Here is a 26138-nt window from a genome sequence, read left to right as displayed (position 1 = left end):
GAAGCCGATAGACGAGGCGAGAGGTCTTTTTAGATCGCTTCCTTGAGCTCCTTGGCGGCGCGGAAGGCGACCTTCTTGCTGGCCTTGATCTGGATCTGCTCGCCGGTGGCCGGGTTCCGCCCCATGCGGGCGGCGCGCTTGCGCACCTGGAGGATGCCGAGTCCAACGATGCGGATGCGTTCGCCCTTCTTCAGGTGCTTGGTGATCCGCGTGACCATGTCGGTCAGGATGCTTTCGGCCTGCTTCTTGGACAGCTCCTGATCCTCGGCGATCGCCGCGGCAAGGTGCTTGAGCGTAATGGTGGCCGGGCTAGCTGCTTTCTTCGCCATGTTTGGCCCTCCTCGTTGTTAAGAACGGCTTAGGAACCTAAGACTTTCAGGCCTTAGACGATTCGGCTGGGGCCTACTATGCCACTTCGCCCTGAAAACAGGGCATTTCCTGCATCGGCATCGCGAAAACCGCCGGATAATGCGGACTTGTCCAAGCTGCTTGACTTGGAAAGGTGGCCCCTTTAAGCCCTGCTCGAACGCGGTCTTCACTGCATCCGCGGGAGTAGCTCAGTTGGTTAGAGCGCCGCCCTGTCACGGCGGAGGTCGCGGGTTCGAGCCCCGTCTCTCGCGCCATTATTTCAATGGCTTAGCAGGTTTCCCTGATTTCATGAGTGTCATAAAGGGCGGCGATATGACCCTTTTGGCTGCTTTCTGTTCTAGGTTCTTGCCCCCAGACTAGCTTCATCGAACCGCCGAACGCTGGTGGTGTTCACCGGGTTGTAGACTTTCCGGGGCCGGTTGTTCGCGGCCACGGTATTCGCCATCTTGTTCGATTAATCGGTAATGGAGCCGCCGTCGGCGTCTCCCTCGACGGCCCCCTGATCGGCGCATGTCGGCGAGCTGTCGGCGCTCCCATTGCCAAAGGCAAGTTCCCGCACCTCGGCGAAGTTCTTCTGCAAGCGATCCTCGGAATAGGGCCGCGGCGCGACCGCGCAACTTAAGCAAGGCATCACCGCTCTGTGATTTCCGAGACAGCATCGTTACCGCGACGCCAAGCACGAGAGTCAGACCGAAAACAACGATCACCTCATGAATGTGATTTGAATCTATCTCAACCTGAGAGTGAAATCGCGACCAAACCTGATCAGGCGCGATCGCATCCCAACAGCCGCCTTCGGGCGGCTTTCTCTTTGAGAAGACCCATGAACATCAAGGCGTCACAGGCCAGCATCGACGAGCTCGTTACCGAGGAAGACAGCGGTCAGGCCTACCACACCAAGCACTACACTCATTTCGAGTGGCCGAAGGGCGCTTCGGGCCCGACCGTCGGCATCGGCTACGACTGCGGCTACTCCACGCCTGACCAGATCCGCAAGGACTGGGCAGGCATTATCCCCGACAACATGATCGCCGCGCTGGTCAGCGCTGCCGGACTGAAGAGCGCTGCAGCTGCAGATTTCGTTCGCCGGCACGGATCGAGCGTCACCATCACTTGGGACCAGGCGATGGGGGAGTTCATGCAGCGCGAGCTGCCGAAGTGGGAGGAGCTGTGTCGCGCGGCGCTGCCGAACTATGACCTGTTGCCGGGCGATTGCGCCGGCGCAATCGACAGCCTCGCCTACAACAGGGGCGCGGACGGCTTTCATCTTGCCGGGCCTCGATACACCGAGATGCGCAACATCAGGGCGCACATGGAGGCCAAGGAGTTCGCCAAGATCCCAGCCGAGTACCTGGGCATGCGCAGGCTCTGGCCCGTCAACAGCGACCTGTGGAAGCGCCGCGGCCATGAGGCGTCGCTGTTCTCGAAGGGGCTGCAGGACGCGTGACGCCATCCACGCTCCTTGAGAGACTGCAGTCCTTCAAGGGCAAGCAGATCATCGATTGCATCGACGAGATATCGCGGATCGCCGACGGCTTCACCTCAATGTGATGGACCCGACGTACAATGTTTTTGCAATCGACAACGACTATCGCCGCCTGAACGTGCGGACGGATAGCGAGTCTATCATCACCTCCTTACCATCGGTTAGCCGAAATGACGCCTCCGAGCGACCGCGCTCGTGGATCTGTGCGCTCAGATCTACGGCGGCGCTGGCAATTGGGATCACCTCGACGAAGGTCAGAATGATGGAGGCTATTGGGCCCTGAAGCGGCTCGATGGCTTCGAAGTCGTGGTGTTTCGCGGCTCAATCACGCGCCACGACCGAGTGAACCATGAGATCGACTTATCGAGGAGCGAAGTCTGTACAGAACAGGCCCCGATGAAATATCGATGCCATTATGATGCTCCCTCAGGATGGACTGCCGGGGAGCGCTTGGCCGAAAAGCGCTCGCTTTGGGACCCAAGTGAAATCAAAAACGAGGAGGTCCACTATGCGGTTGTCTAAATTCGGCGCCTTGGCGCTTATCGTGGGAGCAGCAAACGTAACGTCCGCGTCGTTCGCGCGCGCCGCTTCTGATTGTTCGATATTGGTAACGCTAGCGGATTGGGGCCAGAACTCGGCCGGCTACATTGACCTCAGATCCGGGGCAAGTTGCCTATTTCCAATCAGGAAACGCGGCGTGAGCGGCTCGGACGTCTCACAGAAGCCGGAGCACGGCAAGTTGAAAAAGCTCAACATGACGACTTACGAATACACGGCGAAGGCCAGATACAAGGGAAGCGATACTTTTGCCATCAAAGCAACGGGTCAGGGGCAGGCGGCTTCGGGGACGTCGGTCGTCACTGTGCACGCTACGATCAAATAGCGTTCCTCGCGTCCATCGGGACGTATCCGACCTTCCGGTCATTGTGCCATCATCGTGACTACGCCGCTGAAGATCCAAAATGGCTCCGGCAGTCCGCTTGGCGTGATCGCGCTCGACGACCGTTGCTCGGATGGGCCGAACCGATCGTGTCGACGACCTGCCTTCCGCCGTTCGTACGAGGTAGATGACTAGGAACGGAGGCGCGCCAGACGCCGGTGTGCGACAGGCGCTTGCTGATCCGGTCCGCGATGTCGAGCACGAAAATGATGAAGGCGGAACCGACGATCGATCCCAGCGGCGAGCCGACGCCTCCGTAGGCCCGGCTTGGCTACTTGGTGATGGCGGACGTCAGGTCGTGGGACTTAACACAGGCGGCACGCGCCCCAGGATACGCAGCAGCCCGCGCAACCGGCGCAGCCCGCGCAGACAAGGAACCAACCACCGAGCCCCCAGCCGCCACAGCCGCCGCCACAGCCGCCGCCGCAGCCTCGACAGCCGACGAAGCCACCACCGCCGCAGCCTCGGCAGCCGACGAAGCCGCCACCGCCGCAGCCTCGGCAGCCGGCAAAACCGCCACCGCCGCAACCTCGGCAGCCGCCGCCACCGCCGCAACCGTGGCAGCCGCAACCACCACATCCGCGGGCTAGCTGTATGGCGCTGCCGACGTTTTCCCTGTCGAAGAGATGGAACGTGGCGAGACTGACATCGGCCATTTCCTCTTCGCCAAGAACGAAGCGCTGATTAGGCGATGTATGGTCGGATTGCGGGATATCAGCGGTGGGCATCGTGGATGCGGATGCGCTACCGATCAGCGAAAGACCAAGTCCGGCCGCGCCCAATACCTTCGCGGCGGCGGCCTTGGTTGTGCGTTTCTGCTTCGAAGCTTGCTTGACCCGTCGCATGGTCGCATCCTCCGTAAGTACCTGTGAAAGCGCTAGGCTAGGGTGCCCTCAGCGAAGCCGGTGCGCAAGAGTTCCCTGTGCCAAAAGTGCGAAACATTTCATTGAGTTCCCATTCATCTTCATGAACGGGATCGACGGATAGCCGCTTTTGGAGGAGGCTGGGAAATGTCCAAAACAGCGCATTTTGACCCCGACAGACATTCGTCATTCGCTGATTTTGACCAACTTCGGCCGGCCGAACTCCCGCTGGAAAACCCACGAATCCCTGAGATCGTTCGGCCGCTGCCGGGTTCTGCCGCGCTCATTCCGTGCCCACGCAAGTAGCGCACCGTGCGAGAAGACGATCGGCGAACCGAATCCGCCCGGATCTTCGCAATAATGTTGTTGGCCGTTGACACCAGCGTAGGGCACGTCTCTGCCTCCGGTTTACAGCATCGAAACATCCGATGCCGGCCTGACAAAAGCCAGAGAATTTGGACTACATCGGTAACTGAGCTGTCCGTGCTCCAGCGCGTGACTAAAGCTCGCAGCCGATGCCACCGTAGCTGGCGGCGGTTTGTCATGAGCGAAATCGTTTTCGGAAAACCGCTGGAATAGCCCTGAAGGAAACGCGTGCGTGGTCCACTCCGATCGCGGGATACGCGCTTCAATCCGGTCCGCGGTCCAATCGCTGCATGGCTCCAAGTATCTTGAGCAGATAGTGCAGGGTGTGGGTGACGTCGTTGATCGAGAAATCCGCAAGCACCTCTTCGTAATAGGCGCGGATTTTCGGCTGGGCCTGAATGTGCCAGACGCGCCGTCCGGATTTCGTCATCGTCACGATCCGTGAACGGCGGTCGCGCGAGTCGGTCACGATTGAGACGTGGCCGTCCCGCTCCATGCGGCCGATGAGACCTGCGAGGTTCTGCCGGCTGACCATCAGATATTTCGCGAGATCGCCGATGCTCATGCCGCGCTGAACCTCCTGGCGGGACAGCGCCCCGAGGATGGCCCATTGCTGGGTGGTCAGGCCTTCCGCCTCGACGGCGCGGCTTCCGGTTTTATGCAACATATTGGCGCATTGGTAGAGGCGAAAGAACAAGCGGTTCGCCAGCTCCAGCCGTACCGATGGCTCTGTCGAACGATCCGTTACGTCCTCGCCGAGGTCGATCATCGAATCTTTCCTCTTGTGTTCGTCGACTTAATAGGACAATATATTGTCATATATCGCGCGAGAGTGCAAGAGCGCTGCCAAACGACGCGACGACGGGCCGGTGAAAGGCCGGACAAAATCGGGAGGTGTCATGACGCGTTTCAACGGCAAGATGGTCATTGTTACGGGCGGCGGCGGGGGCATCGGCGGTGCCACCTGTCGCCGGTTCGCGCGTGAAGGCGCGAGGGTTGCCGTCCTCGATCTCGATCAAGCCGCCGCGGAAAAGGTCGTTGGCTCTATCCGGAGCGAGGGTGGCACGGCGGAAGCGTATCGCTGCGATATCACCGACAGGGCCAGCGTCGACGCGGCGATCGCCGCCGCCGAATCCCGACTGGGCCCTGCCGATGTTCTGGTGAACAATGCAGGCTGGGATGTCTTCCTTCCCTTCACCAAGACCGTGCCGGCGCAATGGGAGAAGCTGATTGCCATCAACCTCGTCGGTGCACTCCATATGCACCACGCCGTGCTGCCGGGCATGGTGGCACGCAGATCGGGCCGCATCGTCAACATCTCCTCGGACGCGGCGCGCGTCGGCTCGTCCGGCGAGGCGGTCTACGCCGCCTGCAAGGGCGGCCTGGTGGCGTTCTCGAAGACGATTGCGCGCGAGCATGCCCGTCACGGCATCACCGTGAACGTCGTCTGCCCTGGCCCAACCGATACGGCACTGTTTGCCGACTACAAGCAAGGCGTCGGCAATCCGGAAAAGCTGCTGGAGGCGTTCAAGCGGTCGATCCCGCTTGCGCGCATCGGCCAGCCCGAGGATCTGCCCGGCGCCATCCTGTTCTTCGCAAGCGAGGACGCGGCTTATGTGACCGGCCAGGTCCTGAGCGTGTCCGGCGGCCTCACCATGAACGGCTGACCAATAGCAAAGGAGGATCAAATGCAATTCGAAGACATCATCTACGAGGTTCGCAACGGCGTTGCCTGGATCATCATCAACAGGCCGGACAAGATGAACGCCTTTCGTGGCCGGACCTGCGACGAACTGATAAAGGCGCTCCACAGGGCGGGTTACGACAAGACCATCGGCGCGATCGTACTGGCCGGCGCCGGCGACCGCGCGTTCTGTACCGGCGGCGACCAGTCGGCGCATGACGGCAACTATGACGGCCGGGGGACGATCGGCCTTCCGATCGAAGAACTGCATACGGCGATACGGGACGTGCCAAAGCCGGTGATTGCGCGTGTTCAGGGCTTTGCCATCGGGGGCGGCAACGTACTCTGCACCATCTGCGACCTGACGATCTGCTCGGAAAAGGCCATCTTCGGCCAGGTCGGCCCCAAGATGGGGTCCGTCGACCCCGGTTACGGCACGGCATTTCTGGCGCGCGCGGTCGGCGAAAAGAAGGCCCGCGAGATCTGGTACATGTGCCGGCGCTACAGCGGTCAGGAAGCGGTGGCGATGGGCCTGGCTAACGCCTGCGTGCCGCACGACCAGCTCGATGCCGAGGTCCAGAAATGGGGCGAGGAGCTCTGCGAGCGCAGCCCCACCGCGATCGCCATCGCCAAGCGCAGCTTCAACATGGATACCGCACACCAGGCTGGTATCGCCGGCATGGGCATGTATGCGCTCAAGCTCTATTACGACACCGAGGAATCGCGCGAAGGCGTCACGGCGCTGAAGGAAAAGCGCAAGCCCGATTTCCGCAAATTCGCCAAATAGCAGGGAATGCCGGGATCATTAGCGGCCGCCTCAAGGCGGCCCGCGATCATGCATCGGGAGGTACCTCATGAATCCTTACCTGGATGAAGATCTGGTCGCACTGGGTGAACAGGCGCGACGGTTCGCAACCGATCGCATCGCGCCCGGCTTCCAGGAGCGCGACCGCTCGCGCGTCCTGGACCGCGGGCTGATGGGGCAAATGGGCGAGATGGGCTTCATCGCCCCGGAGCTGCCGGTACGCTTCGGCGGCCTGGGATTGGGCTGCCTTGCCGCCGGCGTCATCCATGAGGAGATCGCCCGCGCCGACCTCAGTCTGTCTTACATCAATCTGCTGGGATCGCTGAACAGCCAGATCCTGTCGCATCACGGCCGCCCCGACATTGTCGGCCCGTGGCTTGCGCGTCTGATCCGCGGCGAGGCGCTGCTGGCACTCGCCCTGACCGAACCGCGCGGCGGCTCGGACGCCGCAAGCCTGCGTCTCCAGGTCGAGCGGACTGGCAACGACTACGTCATCAATGGCGAGAAGACGTCGATTTCCGCCGCCGATCAGGCCGATGCCGCCGTGGTGTTCGGCCGCACGGGCACGGCTGATTCAGGCGCACGCGGCATCACGGCTCTCCTCGTTCCCATGGACCTGCCTGGCGTGACGCGAAACCGCTTTGACTGTCACGGCCAGCGCGCCATCGGGCGCGGCTCCATCTTCTTCGAGAACGTCCGCGTGCCGGTGTCGCATCGTCTCGGCGAGGAGAATGCCGGATTCATCCAGGTGATGCAGGGCTTCGATTTTTCGCGTGCCCTGATCGGGCTGCAGGTGCTTGCCGTGGCGCGCGTTGCCCTGGAGGAAACTTGGGCCTATGTCGCCGAGCGTCATGCATTCGGCAAGCCGTTGTCCGCCTTCCAGGGCGTGTCGCATCCGCTTGCCGGGCTCGACACGCAGGTCGAGGCGGCGCGGCTGCTGTGTCTGCAGGCGCTCTGGCTGAAAGACAAGGATGCTCCACACAGCGCCGAGGCTGCCATGTGCAAATGGTGGGCGCCGAAGCTCGCCTACGACGTCGTGCACGAGTGCCTGCTGATGTTCGGCCACGGCGGTTATGATCGCGGCCCCATGGAGCAGCGGCTGCGTGACGTGCTTGGCTTCCAGATCGGCGACGGCACGGCCCAGATCATGAAGACCATCATCGCGCGCAACCGCGCGGGTCGTGCTGCCGTGCCGGCCTGACGACGATAAGAGAAGAGCGCGAAAACACGCGCCTCGTGGAAAAATTGGAGGAGGAAACATGGAGTTCGATGCCGTTCTTCTGCCGTCACGCCGCGCCGAAAGCATGGCACGCGGCCAGTGGCATGATCGTACGATCAACCACTATCTCGACGCCTGCGCGGCTGCAGTCCCTGACAAGCTGGCGCTGACTGCGGTTCGCGCCGAGGGTGGCGATTTCAGGCAATTCACCTATCGGCAGCTCGCGGCCCTGGCAGATCGGATCGCCATCGGCCTGTCCCGTCTCGGTGTTGGCCGCGACGACGTCGTTGCCATGCAGATGCCGAACTGGTGGCAGTTCAGCCTGCTGTACCTCGCTTGCTCGCGAATCGGCGCGGTTCTCAATCCGCTGATGCCGATCTTCCGCGAGCGCGAGCTCGGCTTCATGCTCAGGCACGGGGAAGCAAAACTCCTGGTGGTGCCAAGGCAGTTCCGCAATTTCGACCATGAAGCGATGGCGCGGCGCCTGAAGCCGCAACTGCCGTCGCTGGCGCGTATTGTGGTCGTCGACGGCGGCGGTGAGGATGACTTCGATACGTTGCTGACCAAACCGGAATGGGAGAAGCAGCCGGACGCGACCCGCATCCTCGCGGCAAACCGGCCGGGGCCTGATGACATTACGCAGCTGATCTATACATCAGGCACGACGGGCGAGCCGAAAGGCGTGATGCATTCAGCCAATACGCTGATGGCCAATATCGTGCCCTATGCGGAGCGGCTGAAGCTGGGCAAGGCGGACGTGGTGCTGATGGCCTCGCCAATGGCGCACCAGACCGGCTTTATGTACGGATTGATGATGCCGATCATGCTGCAGGCACAGGCGGTGCTGCAGGATGTCTGGGAGCCCGCAAAGGCGGCCGAGTTGATCCGCCAGCAAGACGTGACGTTCACGATGGCCTCGACACCATTCCTGACCGACCTGACGCGCGTGGTGTCGGAGACGGGCAGGGGCGTTCCGGGTCTCAAGACTTTCCTGTGTGCAGGAGCCCCCATTCCCGGGCCGCTGGTCGAGCAGGCGCGCAAGGCCCTCGGCGCGAAGATCGTCTCCGCCTGGGGAATGACGGAGAACGGCGCGGTCACGCTGATCAGGCTCGACGATGACGATGAGCGTGCCTTCACGACCGATGGCTGCGCGCTGCCGGGCGTCGAGGTCAGGATTCTTGATGGCGACGGCGCCACGGCGCCGGCGGGCGAGATCGGCAGGCTCGTCGTTCGCGCGAGCTCGAATTTCGGCGGATATTTGAAACGGCCGCAGTGGAATAACACGGACCCCGACGGATGGTTTGACACTGGCGACCTCGCGCGCATCGATGCTGCCGGCTATATCCGTATCACCGGCCGCAGCAAGGATGTCATCATCAGGGGCGGGGAGAACATTCCCGTCGTCGAGATCGAGGCGTTGCTCTACAGGCACCCGGCGGTCGCCCAGGTGGCGATCGTGGCCTATCCGGACGAGCGTCTTGGCGAACGGGCCTGCGCGGTCGTTGTGCCGAAATCCAACCAGACATTCGATCAGGCGGCGATGACTGAGTTCCTCAAGCAGCAGAAAGTGACCACCCAATATATCCCGGAGCGGCTGGTCGTCTGCGATGCGATGCCTGCGACGCCATCGGGAAAGATCCAGAAATTCCGGCTGCGCGAGATGCTGCGTGAGGGCGCGCTGTGAGCTTGATGCCGTCGTCATGACGACGCGATCGGGTCTTGCGCAAGATCGCCGTGGCTAGGCCCTCATATCCGGCCGCGCGGCCGCAGCGCCTAGCGTATGAGCGACGCGCCCAGGGGGGGCCAGGCCCGCATCCATTCCCGGATGTCGCTTCGCTCATCCGGGCTGCCCTGGTTAGTCAATCCCATTTTGCGTCATCCACTCGCCGGGAACCTGCCTCTTTACGGGATCGGTGCGAGGCGGTCGCGCCTGATGGGGTTCTGGAGAGGAGCAGTGTCGGCCAATCTACGGAAAGCATGATCGCATCGGGGATGCGTCGACATTCACGGCTTGCCGCGATTTCGGCAGAAGCGCGAGTGGGCCGGATAGAGCTTTCGTGAATTATGAACCAGTTCACAGGCGAATGTTGCCGTCCAGGGCTATTCGGTTTGGTCGAAGCGGGGATCGACGAGTTCGAGACCGCGCCTGACGGATAGGAATCGAATATATGAACCAGGACATTGAACGCACCGGCTATATCCTGATCGTCAATCGTGATCCGGCGATGCGACAGGCGGTGAGCGGGTACTTTACCGACCACAATTTCCTCACCAGCTGTCTGTCCGACTGGAGCGAGTTGAGACGTGACGGCGCCCATCCCTGCCTGATCATCATGGACCAGCCGCGCGGCCTGCACGAGGGGTTGGACCGGCTGCGGTTAATCCGGTCCGAATCAGATGTCCCGGTCATTATCACCAGCCACCTCGCCGACGACGTCGATCCTATCGTCAATCTTGAGCTTGGTGCCGACGATTTCATCGTAAGGCCCAGTCCCAGAGAGCTACTCGCGCGTACCCGCGCCATATTGCGGCGCCGGCGGATGGCATCTGATGCGCCGGGTCGCGATTCGGAAGCAGGCGGCTATCGATTCGATGGCTGGCGACTCGAGCGTTGTGGCCGAAGACTTGTTGATCGCAATGAAACGCCGGTCCGGCTGAGCAAGGGCGAATATGCCTTGTTGCTGGTGTTTCTGGAAGCGCCTCAGCGACCTCTTACGCGCGAACATCTGCTGCGCGCGACGCGCGTTCATGAAGATATTTTCGATCGGAGCATCGATGTTCAGGTCTTGCGGCTCAGGCGCAAATTGGAGAGGAATCCGAATGCGCCGCGCATGATCTGCAGCGAGCGCGGCATCGGCTATGTTTTTACGCTGCCGGTCGAGCGATATTGAGGGCGGAGCCTGGTGGTTACGTCTTGCGCAAGACAAACGCCCCGGTGATCGGTCGCAGCAATCGCAGCGCGTTTTGCGAGTGATCCCGGTTGCCGCTCCTGTCGAGGGCCTCACCTGTCGACTCGCTCAATTCCTCCGATGCCAGGTCGACCTGCCGGGTTACGCTTGAAACGCATTCTTCGGCGAGCTGCAATCGAACCGTAGCTTCCCGGCTCAAGATTGTTGTTTTTCCGCTCCCTGGCTGCAGGAGGATAGCGCGTTGACGACCCGTCTCGACAAGAAGCAGTCAGCGACCAGTAACATCGGAAATCCCGACGAGGCCACATTGGATCAGGTGCTTACCCGCATAAATGCGCTTGCACCTGTTGTCGCGCGGCACGTTCGCGACATTGAGGAAAATCGGCGGCTGCCGGAGGAGATCGTCGCGGCTCTCAAATCGGCGCGGATTTACAGCATGCTCGTGCCCAGGCGTTACGGCGGCCTCGAGCTTGATGCGCCAAGCGCGTTTCGAGCGGTCTCGGCGCTGGCCAGGCTCGATGGGTCGGTAGGCTGGAACGTCATGATTGGCCACCTCGCGAGCCTGATCCCGTTCGTGGCGCATCCGACCTTGGGCGAGCAAATCTTCCAGGACGGCAAGGATCACATCTTTGCGAGTTCGGCGCAGCCGGTCGGCACGGCCGAGCGCGTCCCCGGAGGGTGGCGGGTGACCGGCGTATGGCCGTTTGCCAGCGGGTGCCAGAATGCCGAGTGGATTGTAGGCTCCTGCGTGATGACGGAGGGCGGTTCTCCCATCGACGCGGCAGACGGCCCCGGCCCAATGATCCGCACCTTTGTCATGCCGGCCGAACACTGGGAGATCCGGGACACCTGGCACACCTTCGGCCTCCGGGGCACTGGCAGTCACGATGTCGCATTGACCGACGTGATTGTTCCCAACGAGAACTTTTTCGAGTATCCGTTCGGCATCCCGTTCGCGCCTGATCCTCTGTTCGGCAAGTTCCCCGAGCTCCTCGTGCTGTCGCATGGCGCTCTCGCAGTCGGGATTGCGGAGGGGGCCATCTTGGACCTCGTCGAACTGGCGACAACCGGCATCAAACAAAGATTCATGACCACGCCGTTGGTGGAAACCGAGCGCTTCAAGGAAGGCCTCGGACGGCTTGATGCCGACCTCAAGGCGGCGCGCGCGCTGCTTGAGGCGGAGGTCGCCCGCGTTTGGCAGAGCCCCGAGCGAGCAGCGGGGAAGGACCTGAGCCGCGTCGCGGAACAATTTCAAGCAGTGATCTGGATTACTGCGACCTGCGTCCGCGTCGCGGAAGGCTGCTTCGAACTCGCCGGTAGCAGAGCTATTTTTGAAAGCTCGCCGCTGCAACGGAGGGTGCGTGATCTTGGCGTCGCGGCCCAACATTTGGCGGTCCAACCGCGCCAATACGTAGTGGCTGGGACGGCAGCGCTGGCACGTCTGTCATGAGCATGCATTCCGCGTCGAGGCGGCCGGAGATCACGGCTCGCGCAGAATTTCAGCCGCAAGCGCCCTGGTGATCGGCCGCCCCAGCCGCAGCGCCTCGCAGTCGAGCAGGGTGACGGTGTCGCGCGCGGCCGCATAGGAGCGCTCGATCCGGGTGGCGAGATAGCTGACGACCGTTTCGTCGACGGCAAGCTGGCGGTCGGCGCAGAGCTTGACGATGAGGGCGCGGAACAGCTGGTCGTCAGGCGGCAGCACGGACACCACAGGCACGGCCCGCAGCCGCGAGCGCAGGTCCTTGAGCTCGATCTCGAAGGCGGTCGGCGCCTCGCGCGCGGTGATCAGCACGAAGGCGGTCTCTTCGCGCGCGAGGTTGAGCAAATGGAAGAGGGCGCGCTCATCGGCATCGCCCGGGCGCAGGTCCTCCACGACCAGTGCGCCGGTTGCGAGCGCGCCGGGCACGTTGGCCGGGTTGAGCGCATGCGCCGCGGTGATGCGCGCGCCGGAGGCCTCCGCCCAGATCGCGGCGAGATGGCTCTTGCCGGAGCCCTCGGGGCCCGAAAGCCACATCGTGCGGGCAGGCCATTCCGGCCAGGCCTCGATCAGCGCCAGCGCCGCGGCGTTGGCCGGCCCCTCCAGAAAATTGTCACGCGTCAGGCTCTCTTCGTGCGGCAACACAAAAGCTAGCTGACGCGGATGAACGGCCACGCAAATCTCCTTGAGACCCCGACGTGCGGGGCAGTCGACCACCGGGTCAGTTGATCAGTTCGCCCGGCCGATCACTTGACGTCGATCGTGCTCATGTGGCGTCCCCACTCCACCAGATAAAGGGATACGGAAGCCAGCGAAAACACGGTGACAAGGCCCATCAGCATCACATCATAGGGGCCGGGGTTAAAGTCGAAGGTGAGCGAGGCCAGCACGAGCGCCGCCAGCGCTACCTGCGCGACCGTGTTGATCTTCGACACCATCAAGGGCTTCATCGGGATCGGCTTGTCGAACAACCACGACACGATCACGGCCGAGACGATCATGATGTCGCGCGACACCACCAGGATCACGATCCAGCGCGGGATGGCGCCCCAGATCCCGAGCGCCATGTAGATCGACACGAGCAGCGCCTTGTCGGCGAGCGGGTCGAGCATGGCCCCGAGCTCGCTTGCCATATTGAAGCGCTTCGCCAGAAACCCGTCGACGGCGTCGCTGACGCCGGCAATGACGAAGACCGCGAAGGCTATTTCCATTTGGTTTGAGGCGATCGCCCAGACGACGATCGGGACCAGCAGGATGCGGCCCAGGGTAATAATGTTTGGAATACTCACGCGGCGCTTCCTGGCAACCCGCCCGTACTAGATGCGACCCGGCTCTTTGAACAGTGAGCCAATTGTTATCTACATAGTACAAGCTTACCCGCGTTGCGAGCCATTGCGCCCAGGCGAAATCCGACGTAACCCACCCCAAAACCTGTTGGATTTGCCATGACCGAGCGCAAGAACGGCCTTACTTACGCGGATTCGGGCGTCGATATCGACGCCGGGAACCGGCTGGTCGACCTCATCAAGCCGCTGGTACGCGCCACCGCGCGTGCGGGAGCAGACGCCGAGATTGGCGGATTCGGCGGATTGTTCGATCTCAAGGCGGCGGGCTTTACCGATCCCGTCCTGGTGGCGGCGACCGACGGCGTCGGCACCAAGGTCAAGATTGCAATTGAGGCCGGGCTGCATTCGGGAATCGGCATCGACCTCGTCGCGATGAGCGTCAACGACCTCGTGGTACAGGGCGCCGAGCCCTTGTTCTTCCTGGACTACTTTGCCTGCGGCAGGCTCGAGCCGGAGGCAACGGCTGCGATCGTCGCCGGGATCGCCGAAGGCTGTCGCGAATCGGGCTGCGCCCTGATCGGCGGCGAGACCGCGGAAATGCCGGGGCTCTACAAGGAGGGCGATTACGACCTCGCTGGTTTCGCGGTCGGCGCCGCCGAGCGCGGCACGCTGCTGCCGCATGGTGACATCGAGGCGGGCGATGCGGTGATTGGCCTCGCTTCCTCCGGAGTTCATTCCAACGGTTTTTCGCTGGTGCGCAAGATCGTCGCCAACTCTGGCGTTGCGCTCAATGCGCCGGCGCCATTCGCGCCGGTCATGACGCTCGGCGGCGCGTTGCTCACCCCGACCAAGCTCTATGTCAAATCCTGCCTTCGCGCGATCCGCGAGACGGGAGCGGTAAAGGGGCTCGCGCACATCACCGGCGGCGGCTTCACCGACAACATTCCGCGCGTGCTGCCCAAGCACCTCGGCGTGGGCATCGATCTGGCGCGAGTGCCGGTGCTGCCGGTGTTCAAGTGGCTGGCGGAGCAGGGCGGCGTTGCCCAGCTCGAGCTGCTCAGGACCTTCAACTGCGGCATCGGCATGATCGCGATCGTCAAGCAGGAGGCCGTTGACACGGTGAGCGACGCCTTCACGGCGAGTGGAGAGAGCGTCGCGCTGCTCGGCGAGGTCATCCCGGCCGCGGGCGAGCATCGCGTCGTCTATAACGGCCACCTCGACCTTTCCAGGTGAAGCCATGAAGCGCCGTGTCGCGATCCTCATCTCCGGCCGCGGGTCGAACATGGCCGCACTGCTCAAGGCTGCTGCGGAGGCGGATTTCCCGGCCGAGATCGCTATCGTCGTGTCCAACCGCGCCGACGCGGCGGGACTTGCGAAGGCGAGGGCCGCGGGCGCACCGACGGTGGTGGTCGAGAGCAAACCGTTCGGCAAGGACCGCGCAGGCTTCGAGACGGCGCTGCAGGCGATGCTCGATACGCACGGGGTCGAGCTGATTTGCCTCGCCGGCTTCATGCGGCTGTTTACGACGGAATTCGTGCAGCGCTGGTACGGGAAGATGCTCAACATCCATCCCTCATTGCTGCCGTCCTTCCCCGGACTCGATCCACATGGCCAGGCGCTGCGCGCGGGCGTGAAGATATCCGGCGCCACCGTTCATTTCGTGATCCCCGAGACCGATGCCGGCCCGATCCTGATGCAGGGAGCGGTGTCGGTGAGCGATCACGACAGCGCCGACACGCTGTCGGAGCGCATCCTCGAGGTCGAGCATCGCATCTATCCCGACGCGCTGCGGCTGCTCGCAAGCGGCCAGGTGCGGCTCGAGGGCGATGTCTGCAAGACGATTGCGAGCGCCGCCTCCGGCAATTTCCTGATCTCGCCTGTCATCGACCAGGCGGGAGGTTAAAATCCCCCGGCAGGCGGCCAGGGGACGATGATTGCTGTACTACGCGGGGTCAGGATACTTTCAGGTTTTCCGCTGACGCCTTGCCGCGATTTTCCACGAGGTCGTATTCCACGACCTGGTTTTCGTTCAGCGTACTGAGTCCGGCGCGCTCGACTGCGGAGATGTGGACGAACACGTCCTTGTCGCCGCCATTCGGCTTGATGAAGCCATAACCCTTGGTGGGGTTGAACCATTTGACGGTGCCCTTTTGCATCGTCATCTCCTCTTGTTTCCTCGTCTAGACAAAAAAAGACGCGGTCACGCCGTCAAGCGTGCCACGCCACAAACGGGCTTTGACGATGTCTGCTCGATTTCTCTCGTCGCGAAACACACAGAAGAACGGCCAATTCCCTTTGCAGCGGAATTGCAACACGAAATTCGCGCCTTAGCAAGTCTATGGCATCGCTCGTGAAATCCGTTTTGGCAGAAATCCGGCGGCAAGCCCTGTGGCGGCGGAGGCACAACGGGTGGCAATCCCGGCTCGCCTGAAACCAACCGATGAGGGGAACTGGGGCAAATCGGGCACGGCCGCCGTAATTTCATGGGTATTTTTGGGCTGGCGCTGCTTTTTGGAACGGAATTGATGCGCTGCGTCTCGCAGGCACAGGGCGCCGGGGCAGGCGGCGCGACATCACGCAGCCTTACCAACACGGCACGGCAATGACGGCAAATTCCGCTCCAACCTGCAATCCCACCAGAGGGGCCGCACACGCCTCAGAGCGGCTGCGGCGCGACGTAGCCGTTAAGCCCGAAACTCTGCCGCGCAGCCGTCATCAACGGCACGAGATCGACCGGATGAATGAACTCGTCCCGGAAGCAGGCATGGACCTTCGGATCGAAAATGCTCTTCAACCAGTCGATGACGAGCTTGTGGCGATCGGAATTGCGGAACTCCTTGTGATAGGTGAGCCACAGGTCCATGTGGTAATTGATGCCAAGATCAATCGCCACGAGCGGTGCGCCAAGCGCAATCGCCGAGGTCGGCAGGAAGCCGATGCCGGCGCCGCGCTCGATGGCATAGAGCACGGCGACGCTGGAATTGGTCGAGATACCGACTATGCCCTCTAGCGACTTCAAGCCCAGGATGCGCGCATAGCCGGTCTCGTCGAGTTGCACGCCGTGCTGCTTGACGATGCGGTGGTTACGCAGATCGGCAAGCGACTGCGGCAGGCCGTAGGCGTCGCGATAGGCTCCCGAGGCGAAGGTGTAAATGTGTAGCCGCCCGAGCCTGGTAACGATCTGGTCCGGATTGGTCGGGCGCTCGAACTGGATCGAGATGTCGGCCTCCAGCCGCGACACGTCGGCCTGCTCCATGGCGCAGCGAAGGTCGACCGTGATCTTGCGATAGGTCTTCTGGAAGTCGATCAGCCGCGGCAGGACCCAGAAGTTGCCGGGTCCCTCGGTCACCGCGACACGCACGGTGCCATGCGTATCGGTCGACAGCGAGGCACGGCGCAGGATGTTGAAGCTGAGCCGTTCCATCTGCTCGACGTCGAACAGTAGCGCCCGGCCTTCGTCGCTCAGCGATAAGCCCGCCTGGTCGCGAATGAAAAGCTTGAGGCCGAGTTCCTCCTCCAGCCGGTCGATCTTTCGCATCAAGGTCGTGCCGGTCAGCCCGAGCGCCTCGGCGGCGTGCCGGAAGCTCTGATAACGCGCGCAGACGAGATAGGCGCGCAAGTCCTCCCATGACGCGTTGAGCGGCTCGTCGAGCCGACGACGCTGCGTCAATGCAGCACCCCGATGCAAACCTTGCGGCATACCCGCCATCCCGTCACAGGTATGGTTGATGTCATACTTAGGGGGACATTAAATGCAGATGGCGACTCAAGGAAGCGGGGATTGTTCCCCACGTCACGAGCTCGACCGGCTATCCCAAAGCAGCGTGATCGATGCTGGGCCCGCGACCCAGGGAGAGCTCGCGGGACTTGCGGCGATTGCCGAACGCGAGATCCCTGGCGTCAATGCCTCCACCGAGCTCGTGCAGGTCCTGCGCGCAGATCCAGAATCGATCTTCTCGTTTCGGAGGGCAGGAAAGCTCGTCGGTGGTATCGCCTTCCTCTATTTCAATAGTACCGGTCACGACGCGCTTCTGCGCGACACTATCGACCTGAAAAATCCTGATCGCGCGTATCTGGCGGGGCCGCACGAGAACGTCGCCGCAATCTATGTATGGGCCCTCGCAGGCTACGGCCGTGCGGTGATGGGGCTCGGCAGCGTCGCCGCCCATTTGCGCTCGCCTCGCTTTGCGGAGGCCGATTACTACGCGCGGCCGTCGAGCAAGGATGGACGCGAGCTCCTGATCGCCCTGGGCTTCCGCCCCATCCCGAGGTTCCAGCCTGATCTCTGGTGCTACCAGAGGCTATGGCACCGACAGCAAGGGTTTCCCGCGTTCGAACATTCAATTTGGAGTGGAATAGATGCACGGCACTGAGCGCAGCCCGTCGACCAGGACCCCGTCAACGAGGCCCGATTCGCGCGCGGTCACGATCCGGATCGCTCGCGACCCCAACGATCTGATGCTGGTGATGGCGATCCGCTCGGCGGTCTATCTCGCCGAGCAGGATTGTCCGCTGGAAGAGGAGTTCGATGGCAACGACCTGGTCGCGGCGCACTTCATCGGATTTGTCGGCCGCGAGCCGGCTGGCTGCCTGCGGGTGCGCTTCTTCGGCGACTTCGCCAAGGTCGAACGTCTCGCGGTTCGGCATCAATTCCGGCGCTCGCGGGTGTCGTTCAAGCTGGTCCAGGCCAGCGTCGACTATGTGAGGCGCAAGGGCTTTCGCAAGATCTACGGGCAGGCGCAGGACCGGCTGGTCGATTTCTGGGCGCATTTCGGCGCCAAGCCGCTTCCCAATGATCGCAAGATCACGTTCTCCGATTTCTCCTACACGGAGATGGTGCTCGAGATCGAGCCCTCGGCAGACGCGATCACGCTCGAGAGCGATCCTTACATGATCATTCGTCCCGAAGGCGATTGGGACCGGCCGGGGGTGCTCGACCTCTCGGCAAGCCGCGCGGCGACTTCGCCATTGCGCGATGCGGCGCTGTCGCGAGGCTGACTGTTCGACATCAACGAGAGCGGGGCCATGCTCGACAACACGCCGATCCTGATCTGCGCCGATCTGCAGATCGAATATTTAACCGACGGACGAAGCCATGTGATCAATGACGCCGATGCCATCATGTCGCGCTGCCTTCGACTGATGACCTATTGGCGTGACAATCTCTGGCCGGTGATTCATCTGAAGCGGATTGCGCAGGCGGCCTGGTTCAATCCTGCTTCCAACCTGACGAACTGGGTTGCGGAGTTCAAGCCGCAGCCCGGCGAATTGTCCTTCGAGCATCCGCTGCCATCGGCCTACAGTTCGACGCGCTTTGCCGAATACATGGGAAATATCCGCAGCCTCAACTGCGTGCTGCTCGGCTTCTCGCTGGACGAGACCATCCTGGCGACGGTCGTCGAAGGATTCCACCGCAGCCATCGCTACCAGGTGGTAGCGGATGCAGTCGCGTGCCGCCGCGGCCTCGGCGACGCCGTCGCCTACAAGAGCGCGGTCATCAACGTGATCGATCACTTCGCCGGCATTCGCACAAGCGCCGAGCTGATCGGCGCTGGTGGCCGCATCGCGGTCTGAGCGAAGCCCATCGCGTCAGCCGTTCGGCGAGCTCGACCCGATGCCGCTCGCGATGCGTCAGCTGCGATTGACGCTGACGACGCGGCCGCGCTCGATCGCAAGTGCGAGCTGCCCGCGCTTGAGCGCGAGCGCAGCTTCGCCGAACAGCTCGCGGCGCCAGCCCTGGAGTGCTGCGACCTCGGCCTCGTCGTCGGCTGCGATCTCCTCGAGATCGTCGACGGTGGCGATGACCTTGCTCGCCACGCCGTAGCGCTCCGAGGTCATCCGCAGCAACACTTTCAGCAGCTCGACAATGGCCCCGCCGTTGGAATTGTTGCGCGGCTTCTCGAGCTTAGGCAGCGTCGCAACATCGCGCTCGATCCCGCGCTGGACAGCGGCGACGATGTCGGTACCCCATTTCGAGCGTTCAAAGCCCTTCGGCAGCGAGCGCAGCTGGCCGAGCTTTTCCAGGGTGGTCGGCGCGTGGGTCGCGATGTCGCCGACGGCCTCGTCCTTGAGCACGCGGCCGCGCGGCACGTCGCGGCTCTGCGCCTCCTGCTCGCGCCAGGCCGCAACTTCCATCAGCACCGCAAGCTCCTTCGGCTTGCGCACCCGCGTCTTGAGCCGCACCCAGGCGCGCTCCGGATGGAAGTCGTAGGTCCTGGGCGACGTCAGGATATCCATCTCGACGCTGACCCAGTCGCTGCGGCCGCGCTTTTTTAGATCGGCGTCGAGCGTAGTGAAGACGTCGCGCAAATGGGTGACGTCGGACAGGGCGTAATGGAGCTGCTCCTTGCTCAGCGGCCGGCGCGACCAGTCCGTGAAGCGGTGGGTCTTGTCCGGGCGGTGACCGGTGATGCGCTGTACAAGCTGGTCGTAGGCGATGCTATCGCCATAGCCCAGCACCATCGCGGCGACTTGGGTGTCGAAGATCGGGTGCGGCAGGATCCCCGCCTGGTGCCAGACGATCTCGATATCCTGGCGCGCGGCATGGAATACCTTCAGCACCTTCTCATTGGCCATCAGCTCGAAGAACGCCTTGAGGTCGATGCCGGGGGCCAGCGCGTCCACGACAACAGCTTCCTCCGGGCTCGCCATCTGCACGACGCAGAGCAGGGGGTAATAGGTGGTTTCCCGCAGGAACTCGGTATCCACGGTTATCATGGGATGCCGGGCAAGGCGGTCGCAGGCGGCCGCGAGCTCCGAGGTGGTGGCAATGACTTCCATAAAATGAGGCGTTCTGCCGAAAGCGCTGTTCTGTCAAGGGTCTCGGGATAGATTCGAGGCCTGCATTTAAGCTTGCCCCTAGGCTCCTGGAAAGAAGGTTCCTGGGAAAGGCCTGGTAGTCCTAAGGCACGTAGCGACGTGAATATGACCTAGTAATCGCGGATCCGGCGGGATGGCCGCGCGCTTGACGGCATTGCCAGCACAACTACGCAGAGCGCCAGCATCACCAGGCCCATAAACTCGAATACCAATGCGTCCACGGCAATGTCTCCTTACAAACACGTAACGTTTGTAGGGGCCGCGTTTAACGTTTCTTAATGGATGCGGCCGAGGACAGCGCCGCCTGGCCAAATGGTGCACACGGGGTTAACGGCTCCCGCGTGTAGGATCGATGGCGCGCCGCGAAACCCATCATTCTTCATCTGAAAAGAAAGATCGAGGGTTTCGCAGAGCCTGTAATCGGGTACGCGTTCGCGCGACCCGTTGGCTCTACCTATCGATCCTTCGCTCAGGTCCCGCAGAACGTTTGGCAGACCCGCTCCTCGGGCCGCGGGGGCTCGGCATAGGCCGCAAACTCCGGCTGGTCCTCATAGGGCTTCGACAGCACGGTGAGCAGTTCTTCGAACGGACGGTAATCGTCGCCGTCCACCGCTGCCTTGATGATGGCCTCCACGCGGTGGTTGCGCGGAATGAAGGCCGGGTTGACGGCGCGCATCAGGGCCTGCCGTTGGTTTGCTGATTGCGGCTCCTGGCCGATCCGCTGCCGCCAGCGCTCAGACCAGGCGTCATAGGCCTCCGGCTCGGTGAAGAGCTGGCGCACGTTCCGGTCGGCCTCGGGATCGCCAGCCGCCTCGCTGAGGCGACGGAAGGTGAGGGTGAAGTCGGCCGCGCCCTTGGCCATTTCGTCCAGCAGCGCCTGCGCCAGACCCTGGTCATCCTCATGCTCGGCGAACAGGCCGAGCTTGGCACGCAGCCCCGTCGTGTAGTGGAGGTTGAACTCCTCGCCGAACGTCATCAGCAGGGTCTGGGCCTCCTCGACGGCCTTGTCCTTGTCGTCGGAGAACAGCGGCAGCAGGCACTCGGCAAAGCGCGTCAGATTCCACAGTGCAATGCGCGGCTGATTGGCATAGGCGTAACGGCCGAGTTCGTCGATGGAGCTATAGACCTGCGCGGGATCGTAACTATCCATGAAGGCGCAGGGGCCATAGTCGATGGTCTCGCCGGAAATGGAGGTGTTGTCGGTGTTCATCACGCCATGGATGAAGCCGACCAGAAGCCAGCGCGCGACGAGTTTTGCCTGCCGCGCGATCACGGCCGAGAGCAGGCCCTGATAGGGCCGCTCTGTTGCAAGAAGCTCCGGATAGTGGCGCGCGATGACATGATCGGCGAGGCTGCGCAGCGCCTCGACGTCGCCGCGCGCGGCAAAGTACTGGAAGGTGCCGACGCGGATATGACTCGAGGCCACGCGGGTCAGCACCGCGCCGGGCAAGGCCGTCTCGCGCATCACCTGCTCGCCGGTGACGACGGCGGCAAGCGAACGCGTGGTGGGAATGCCGAGCGCGGCCATGGCCTCGCTAACCACATATTCGCGCAACACGGGGCCGAGGGCGGCGCGGCCGTCGCCGCGGCGCGAGAATGGCGTCGGGCCGGACCCCTTGAGCTGGATGTCGCGCCTGATACCGTCTCCGTCGATGACCTCGCCGAGCAGGATGGCGCGGCCATCGCCGAGCTGGGGAACGAAATGGCCGAACTGGTGGCCGGCATAGGCCATAGCGATCGGGTCGGCGCCGCCGGGCAGGGTCTTGCCGGACAGGATTTCGGCCCCTTCCGGCGACTCCAGGATGTCAGGATCAAGCCCGAGATGGATCGCGAGCGGCCGGTTCAGCTTGATCAGCCGGGGGGCGGCGACCGGCGTCGGGGCCACGCGGGCGAAAAAATTCGCCGGCAGGGCCGCATAAGTGTTCTGGAAGGGGAAATGCACGGTCATGACCCGAAGATAGGTAGAAGAGGCGGCTTTTTCGAGCCCAAACCAGTGACGCATTCGGTTGCCGGGCGGAAACGGCTCGGCTAAACCCTCCCGCAAGTCGACAGAGGGTTCTTTGGGGCCTTCCGATTCGCTTTTCTCCGACATCAGTTTTGGACGTTCCATGCACCGTTACCGCACCCATACCTGCGGCCAGCTCCGCGAGACCAACATCGGCGAGACCGTCCGCCTGTCCGGCTGGTGCCATCGCATCCGCGACCATGGCGGGGTGTTGTTCATCGACCTGCGCGACCATTACGGGATCACCCAATGCGTGGTCGATCCGGATTCGCCGGCCTTTGCAGCCGCCGAAAAGCTGCGCTCGGAATGGGTGGTGCGGATGGAAGGCAGGATGCGCCGCCGCCCTGAGGGCACCGACAATGCGGAACTGCCGACCGGTCAGGTCGAGCTCTACGTCGCCGACATCGAGGTGCTGGGGCCGGCCGGCGAACTGCCGCTGCCAGTGTTCGGCGAGCAGGAATACCCCGAAGATATCAGACTGAAGTACCGGTTCCTCGACCTCCGCCGTGAAAAGCTGCACCAGAACATCATGACCCGCGGCGGCATCATAGATTCCATGCGCCGGCGGATGAAGGAGGCCGGGTTCTTCGAGTTCCAGACCCCGATCCTGACCGCGTCCTCGCCCGAGGGGGCGCGCGACTTTCTGGTGCCCTCGCGCATCCATCCCGGCAAGTTCTATGCGCTGCCGCAGGCGCCGCAGCAATACAAGCAGCTCCTGATGATGTCGGGCTTCGATCGCTACTTCCAGATCGCGCCCTGTTTCCGCGATGAGGACCCGCGCGCGGATCGCCTGCCGGGCGAGTTCTATCAGCTTGACGTCGAGATGAGCTTTGTCACCCAGGACGACGTGTTCGCGGCGATGGAGCCTGTCGTCACCGGCGTGTTCGAGGAGTTCGCCAAGGGCAAGCCGGTCACCAAGGGCTGGCCGCGAATTCCGTTTGCCGAAGCCATCCGCAAATACGGCAGCGACAAGCCGGACCTGCGCAACCCGATCGTGATGCAGGATGTGTCCGAGCATTTCCGCGGTTCCGGCTTCAAAGTGTTCGCGCGGATGCTGGAAGACCCGAAGAACCAGGTCTGGGCGATCCCGGGCAAGGGCGGCGGCAGCCGCGCCTTCTGCGACCGCATGAATTCCTGGGCGCAAGGCGAGGGCCAGCCGGGCCTCGGCTACATCATGTGGCGCGAGGGCAATGAGGGCGCGGGTCCGCTTGCCAACAATATCGGGCCTGAGCGGACCGCGGCGATCCGCGAGCAGCTCGGGCTGGCCGAAGGCGATGCCGCCTTCTTCGTTGCCGGCGATCCCGAGAAATTCTGGAAGTTCGCAGGCCTTGCGCGCACCAAGGTTGGCGAGGAGTTGAACCTCGTCGACAAGGATCGCTTCGAGCTCGCCTGGATCGTCGACTTCCCGATGTATGAGTATAGCGAGGAGGAGAAGAAGGTCGACTTCTCGCACAACCCGTTCTCGATGCCGCAGGGCGGGTTAGAGGCGCTGCAGACCCAGGATCCCCTAACCATCAAGGCGTTCCAGTACGACATCTGCTGCAACGGCTACGAGATCGCCTCCGGCGGCATCCGCAACCATCGCCCGGAGGCGATGGTGAAGGCGTTCGAGATCGCAGGCTACGGCGAACAGGAAGTGGTCGACCGCTTCGGCGGCATGTACCGCGCCTTCCAGTTCGGTGCGCCGCCGCATGGCGGCATGGCGGCCGGCGTGGACCGCATCGTCATGCTGCTCTGCGGCACCACTAACCTGCGCGAGATCTCGCTCTTCCCGATGAATCAGCAGGCGATGGATTTGCTGATGGGCGCACCGTCAGAGGTGACACAGAAGCAGCTGCGTGAGCTCCACATCCGGCTCAACCTGCCGCAGAAGTAGGGTTCGACGGGGCTACAGACCCGTCGACGCCTCGATCTTGAACTGCGCCAGCGCAGCCATCGGATCGGTCTTCAACAGTTGCAACAGCTGCAGCGCCGGCAGCTTGCCGATCGGTGTCAGCTTGATGACCAGCGTCTGTTGCGAGGTCTCGACGAAGCGTCCGATCGCCTCCACCGCCGCGACCGCGTCGGGATTGGCGCCCTCGGCCTGCGTGCCATGGGTCTTGATGGCGTCGAGGAGGGTGCTGCGCGCGGCGTCGTGGCCCAGGTTCTGACTGCGGGCATATTGGTTGACCAGGACATCGACGCCGCCGAGATCATGCAGCGTGAACTCGATCGCGCCGGTGTCGATCTGGGCCGCGGTCGTAGCGGCCTGTTGCGGCTCGGAGAACAGCGTGCGCGGAACGTTGGTGAGAGACAGGCGCGCCTGGGCCTTGGCGAGCCCGGCGATCTCCAGCGTCGCGGGCTCCAGCGCGATCGCGCCGGATGTTTCGGTCCAGTTGGCACCAAAGTCGGCATCGATCCTGGTCGACTGGATACCGGCCGCAAGCAGCGGCCGCATGTTCTTATCGCTCGCCGCGATCGGAACGTCCGCCTTGGCACTCAAATGAGCCTGCGTCGGAGCAGGCCCCACGAACTGGCCCCAATTGATGTTGAGGGTCTCGATACTGACCGGCTTGTTGGCCTCCTTGGAGGGCGCGACCAAATCCTTCACCTCGGCGCCCTGCACGAGCTGGAACAGCGCGAGCGCCTGTTCGGCCGGCGGCTTCTGGCCGGGCGCCATGGTCGCCGAAAGACCTATGAGCTTGACCAGATCGATGCCCTTGAGTGCAAAGTGACCGGCCTTGAACGGCCCTTGCGGCGTGCGCGCATCGAGCCCCTCGACCGCAAGGTCGCCCTTTCCACGGTCCAGGTTGAAGCGGAACGTCGCAAGTTTGGCCGGCCCCTGCGGTGTGTCGATCGAGATGTCGCTGATCTCGAAATTGCCGAGGCGGAATCCCTCATACAGGGCGGCAACCTTCTCCAGGATCTCGCGGGCTTGCGCGGGCGGGGGCGTCGTGCCCGCCTGCGGCAGCATGGCAATCAGCGCAGGCAATTGCAGCCGTGACGGCTGAATGGCGAAATCATCGGCGACGACATGACCGAGGCTGAGGTGAAGGGCCGGCGGGGACTTGATGTCATAATTATCGAGCGAGATGCGCCGGTGCACCTGGTGGAACGTGTCATCGCCGCTCTTTTGCGGATCGAGGATGGTGGCCATCGCCGCCACATCGAAACCTTCGAGCATGAGATTGCCGAACGTCCCGTTGAAGCTCTGCGGCTTGCCGGCGATCTGATTGGTGTAGGCGGTGTCGCCTTTTTCCACTTTGACGGTCGCGATCTTGCCGTCCTTGACGCCGTCGATGCTGATCCCGGAATAGGTGATGTCGCCGGTGCTCTGGACCGAGGAGGCGAGCTTCACCGCTGCGGAAAGCTGCGGAATTGTCACCGAGGAGGCGGCAAGCTGCGTGAAGCGAGCGAAGGCGAACCGGTACAGGTCAAGCGTCGAAGCGTTTGACGGTGGCGCGTCCGTCTGGGTCGGCCCCACATAATCCGTCACCGTGAGCTTCGGCAGTTTGTAGGCATATTGCAGCTGCGTGCTGCCGGAGGCGAGCGCGAACACGGCCTCGATATCCGTGCCCTCGATTCGGTCGACCGAAACCCGTCCGGGCCCCGCTTCGGTGACGCCGAAGGCTGTCACATTCGCGATCTTGATGGTGGTCGGCGGCTGAGTGGCGGTTTCGCCGGCAATGTCCTTGATGGTCAGTATGCGCTTCCAGACGTCGTAGGTCACATCGCCATGGCTCGCCTGGGCGCCCGTACTGCGCATCCGCAGAAAGGCGGCCTCGACCTCGGCGGCCACCCGGTGCTGGGCGTAAAATGTGAAGCCGAAATAGCCGCCGGCCGCCACGATGACCGCAGCGATCAGGCCGATCACGAACTTCATCATTGAAGTCAACTCCGGATTGCGCAGAGGGGTACTGCCGTATTTTCG

At 62.9% G+C, this 26138-nt stretch carries 25 protein-coding genes and 1 tRNA gene; 15 read left to right on the top strand and 11 right to left on the bottom strand.

All coding sequences use genetic code 11. The features are described 5' to 3' along the window. Positions 1-29 precede the first annotated feature (29 nt). Positions 30-329: an HU family DNA-binding protein gene (locus A3AI_RS0109730; RefSeq protein WP_024515400.1), complete on the bottom strand. Its 300-nt coding sequence runs from the start codon at positions 327-329 to the stop codon at positions 30-32. 217 nt (positions 330-546) lie between these two features. On the opposite strand from A3AI_RS0109730, the gene A3AI_RS0109725 reads away from it, so the two are divergent. Continuing rightward, positions 547-623: transfer RNA gene (locus A3AI_RS0109725), tRNA-Asp, on the top strand. 200 nt (positions 624-823) lie between these two features. Here the strand turns inward: A3AI_RS0109725 and A3AI_RS49905 are convergent. Next, a complete protein-coding gene (locus A3AI_RS49905) occupies positions 824-949 on the bottom strand; it encodes a hypothetical protein (RefSeq protein WP_283807221.1) in 126 nt (41 codons plus the stop codon). Positions 950-1192: 243 nt separating this feature from the next. Here A3AI_RS49905 and A3AI_RS0109715 point away from each other — a divergent pair, with 243 nt between their 5' ends. Next, entirely contained in the window at positions 1193-1816 is a 624-nt protein-coding gene (locus A3AI_RS0109715; protein ID WP_024515399.1) for a DUF8812 domain-containing protein, read from the top strand. 547 nt (positions 1817-2363) lie between these two features. Next, positions 2364-2738, top strand: coding sequence for a hypothetical protein (locus A3AI_RS0109700; protein WP_024515397.1), 375 nt, complete (start codon positions 2364-2366; stop codon positions 2736-2738). A 328-nt stretch (positions 2739-3066) separates the two neighbouring features. Here A3AI_RS0109700 and A3AI_RS47345 read toward each other — a convergent pair whose 3' ends face one another. Continuing rightward, on the bottom strand, positions 3067-3369 hold the full coding sequence (locus A3AI_RS47345; RefSeq protein WP_156927702.1) for a hypothetical protein: 303 nt from the start codon (positions 3367-3369) through the stop codon (positions 3067-3069). A gap of 917 nt (positions 3370-4286) precedes the next feature. Next, entirely contained in the window at positions 4287-4793 is a 507-nt protein-coding gene (locus tag A3AI_RS42490; protein WP_036047825.1) for a MarR family winged helix-turn-helix transcriptional regulator, read from the bottom strand. A gap of 130 nt (positions 4794-4923) precedes the next feature. On the opposite strand from A3AI_RS42490, the gene badH reads away from it, so the two are divergent. The 6 genes from badH (at position 4924) to A3AI_RS0109650 (ending at position 12091) form a co-directional block, all read left to right on the top strand. After that, positions 4924-5691, top strand: coding sequence for a 2-hydroxycyclohexanecarboxyl-CoA dehydrogenase (gene badH / locus A3AI_RS0109680; protein WP_024515394.1), 768 nt, complete (start codon positions 4924-4926; stop codon positions 5689-5691). Positions 5692-5712: 21 nt separating this feature from the next. After that, positions 5713-6495 (top strand): 2-ketocyclohexanecarboxyl-CoA hydrolase, encoded by a 783-nt coding sequence (gene badI / locus A3AI_RS0109675; protein WP_024515393.1) that lies wholly within the window; start codon positions 5713-5715, stop codon positions 6493-6495. A gap of 67 nt (positions 6496-6562) precedes the next feature. Then, positions 6563-7714, top strand: a complete 1152-nt coding sequence (gene aliB, locus A3AI_RS0109670) for a cyclohexanecarboxyl-CoA dehydrogenase (RefSeq protein ID WP_024515392.1) — start codon at positions 6563-6565, stop codon at positions 7712-7714. 58 nt (positions 7715-7772) lie between these two features. Beyond that, entirely contained in the window at positions 7773-9416 is a 1644-nt protein-coding gene (aliA, locus tag A3AI_RS0109665; RefSeq protein ID WP_024515391.1) for a cyclohexanecarboxylate-CoA ligase, read from the top strand. Positions 9417-9900: 484 nt separating this feature from the next. Then, complete coding sequence (locus A3AI_RS0109660) at positions 9901-10623, top strand: winged helix-turn-helix domain-containing protein (protein WP_024515390.1); 723 nt, start codon at positions 9901-9903, stop codon at positions 10621-10623. Positions 10624-10882: 259 nt separating this feature from the next. Next, a complete protein-coding gene (locus tag A3AI_RS0109650) occupies positions 10883-12091 on the top strand; it encodes an acyl-CoA dehydrogenase family protein (protein WP_024515389.1) in 1209 nt (402 codons plus the stop codon). Between the two features lie 30 nt (positions 12092-12121). Here A3AI_RS0109650 and A3AI_RS0109645 read toward each other — a convergent pair whose 3' ends face one another. Both A3AI_RS0109645 and A3AI_RS0109640 read right to left on the bottom strand, forming a co-directional pair. Then, positions 12122-12793, bottom strand: a complete 672-nt coding sequence (locus A3AI_RS0109645; RefSeq protein WP_024515388.1) for a P-loop NTPase family protein — start codon at positions 12791-12793, stop codon at positions 12122-12124. 71 nt (positions 12794-12864) lie between these two features. Continuing rightward, positions 12865-13407, bottom strand: coding sequence for a CDP-alcohol phosphatidyltransferase family protein (locus tag A3AI_RS0109640; protein ID WP_024515387.1), 543 nt, complete (start codon positions 13405-13407; stop codon positions 12865-12867). Between the two features lie 156 nt (positions 13408-13563). On the opposite strand from A3AI_RS0109640, the gene purM reads away from it, so the two are divergent. Together purM and purN are read left to right on the top strand one after the other, a co-directional pair. Next, positions 13564-14637 carry a phosphoribosylformylglycinamidine cyclo-ligase gene (gene purM / locus A3AI_RS0109635; RefSeq protein WP_024515386.1) on the top strand — a complete coding sequence of 358 codons (1074 nt, stop codon included), beginning with the start codon at positions 13564-13566 and terminating at the stop codon, positions 14635-14637. Positions 14638-14641: 4 nt separating this feature from the next. Then, positions 14642-15307 (top strand): phosphoribosylglycinamide formyltransferase, encoded by a 666-nt coding sequence (purN, locus tag A3AI_RS0109630; protein ID WP_024515385.1) that lies wholly within the window; start codon positions 14642-14644, stop codon positions 15305-15307. Between the two features lie 49 nt (positions 15308-15356). On the opposite strand, the gene A3AI_RS0109625 is transcribed toward purN, so the two are convergent. Beyond that, complete coding sequence (locus tag A3AI_RS0109625) at positions 15357-15560, bottom strand: cold-shock protein (protein ID WP_024515384.1); 204 nt, start codon at positions 15558-15560, stop codon at positions 15357-15359. 500 nt (positions 15561-16060) lie between these two features. Continuing rightward, complete coding sequence (locus tag A3AI_RS0109620) at positions 16061-17104, bottom strand: LysR family transcriptional regulator (protein WP_024515383.1); 1044 nt, start codon at positions 17102-17104, stop codon at positions 16061-16063. Positions 17105-17156: 52 nt separating this feature from the next. Between A3AI_RS0109620 and A3AI_RS0109615 the strand changes: the two genes are divergently transcribed. From A3AI_RS0109615 to A3AI_RS0109605, 3 genes are read left to right on the top strand one after another with little or no spacing between them, the layout of a single operon-like run. Then, positions 17157-17777: a hypothetical protein gene (locus A3AI_RS0109615; protein WP_024515382.1), complete on the top strand. Its 621-nt coding sequence runs from the start codon at positions 17157-17159 to the stop codon at positions 17775-17777. Further along, on the top strand, positions 17764-18402 hold the full coding sequence (locus tag A3AI_RS0109610; RefSeq protein WP_024515381.1) for a GNAT family N-acetyltransferase: 639 nt from the start codon (positions 17764-17766) through the stop codon (positions 18400-18402). The genes A3AI_RS0109615 and A3AI_RS0109610 overlap by 14 nt, the downstream gene beginning before the upstream one ends. Before the next feature lie 27 nt (positions 18403-18429). Beyond that, positions 18430-18978 (top strand): isochorismatase family protein, encoded by a 549-nt coding sequence (locus A3AI_RS0109605; protein ID WP_024515380.1) that lies wholly within the window; start codon positions 18430-18432, stop codon positions 18976-18978. Positions 18979-19035: 57 nt separating this feature from the next. On the opposite strand, the gene rnd is transcribed toward A3AI_RS0109605, so the two are convergent. Next, positions 19036-20184 carry a ribonuclease D gene (gene rnd, locus A3AI_RS0109600; protein WP_024515379.1) on the bottom strand — a complete coding sequence of 383 codons (1149 nt, stop codon included), beginning with the start codon at positions 20182-20184 and terminating at the stop codon, positions 19036-19038. A gap of 508 nt (positions 20185-20692) precedes the next feature. Further along, positions 20693-22171, bottom strand: coding sequence for a protein adenylyltransferase SelO (locus A3AI_RS0109595; protein WP_024515378.1), 1479 nt, complete (start codon positions 22169-22171; stop codon positions 20693-20695). A 160-nt stretch (positions 22172-22331) separates the two neighbouring features. Between A3AI_RS0109595 and aspS the strand changes: the two genes are divergently transcribed. Further along, a complete protein-coding gene (aspS, locus tag A3AI_RS0109590; RefSeq protein WP_024515377.1) occupies positions 22332-24104 on the top strand; it encodes an aspartate--tRNA ligase in 1773 nt (590 codons plus the stop codon). A gap of 12 nt (positions 24105-24116) precedes the next feature. Here aspS and A3AI_RS0109585 read toward each other — a convergent pair whose 3' ends face one another. Next, on the bottom strand, positions 24117-26093 hold the full coding sequence (locus tag A3AI_RS0109585; RefSeq protein ID WP_024515376.1) for an aq_1923 C-terminal domain: 1977 nt from the start codon (positions 26091-26093) through the stop codon (positions 24117-24119). Positions 26094-26138: the final 45 nt, after the last annotated feature.

Origin of the sequence: Bradyrhizobium sp. Tv2a-2 (assembly GCF_000472425.1) — a bacterium.
Lineage (GTDB): Bacteria > Pseudomonadota > Alphaproteobacteria > Rhizobiales > Xanthobacteraceae > Bradyrhizobium.
The sequence above is the reverse complement of the archived record's forward strand: the minus strand, read 5'-3'. Positions and strand labels throughout refer to the sequence as shown.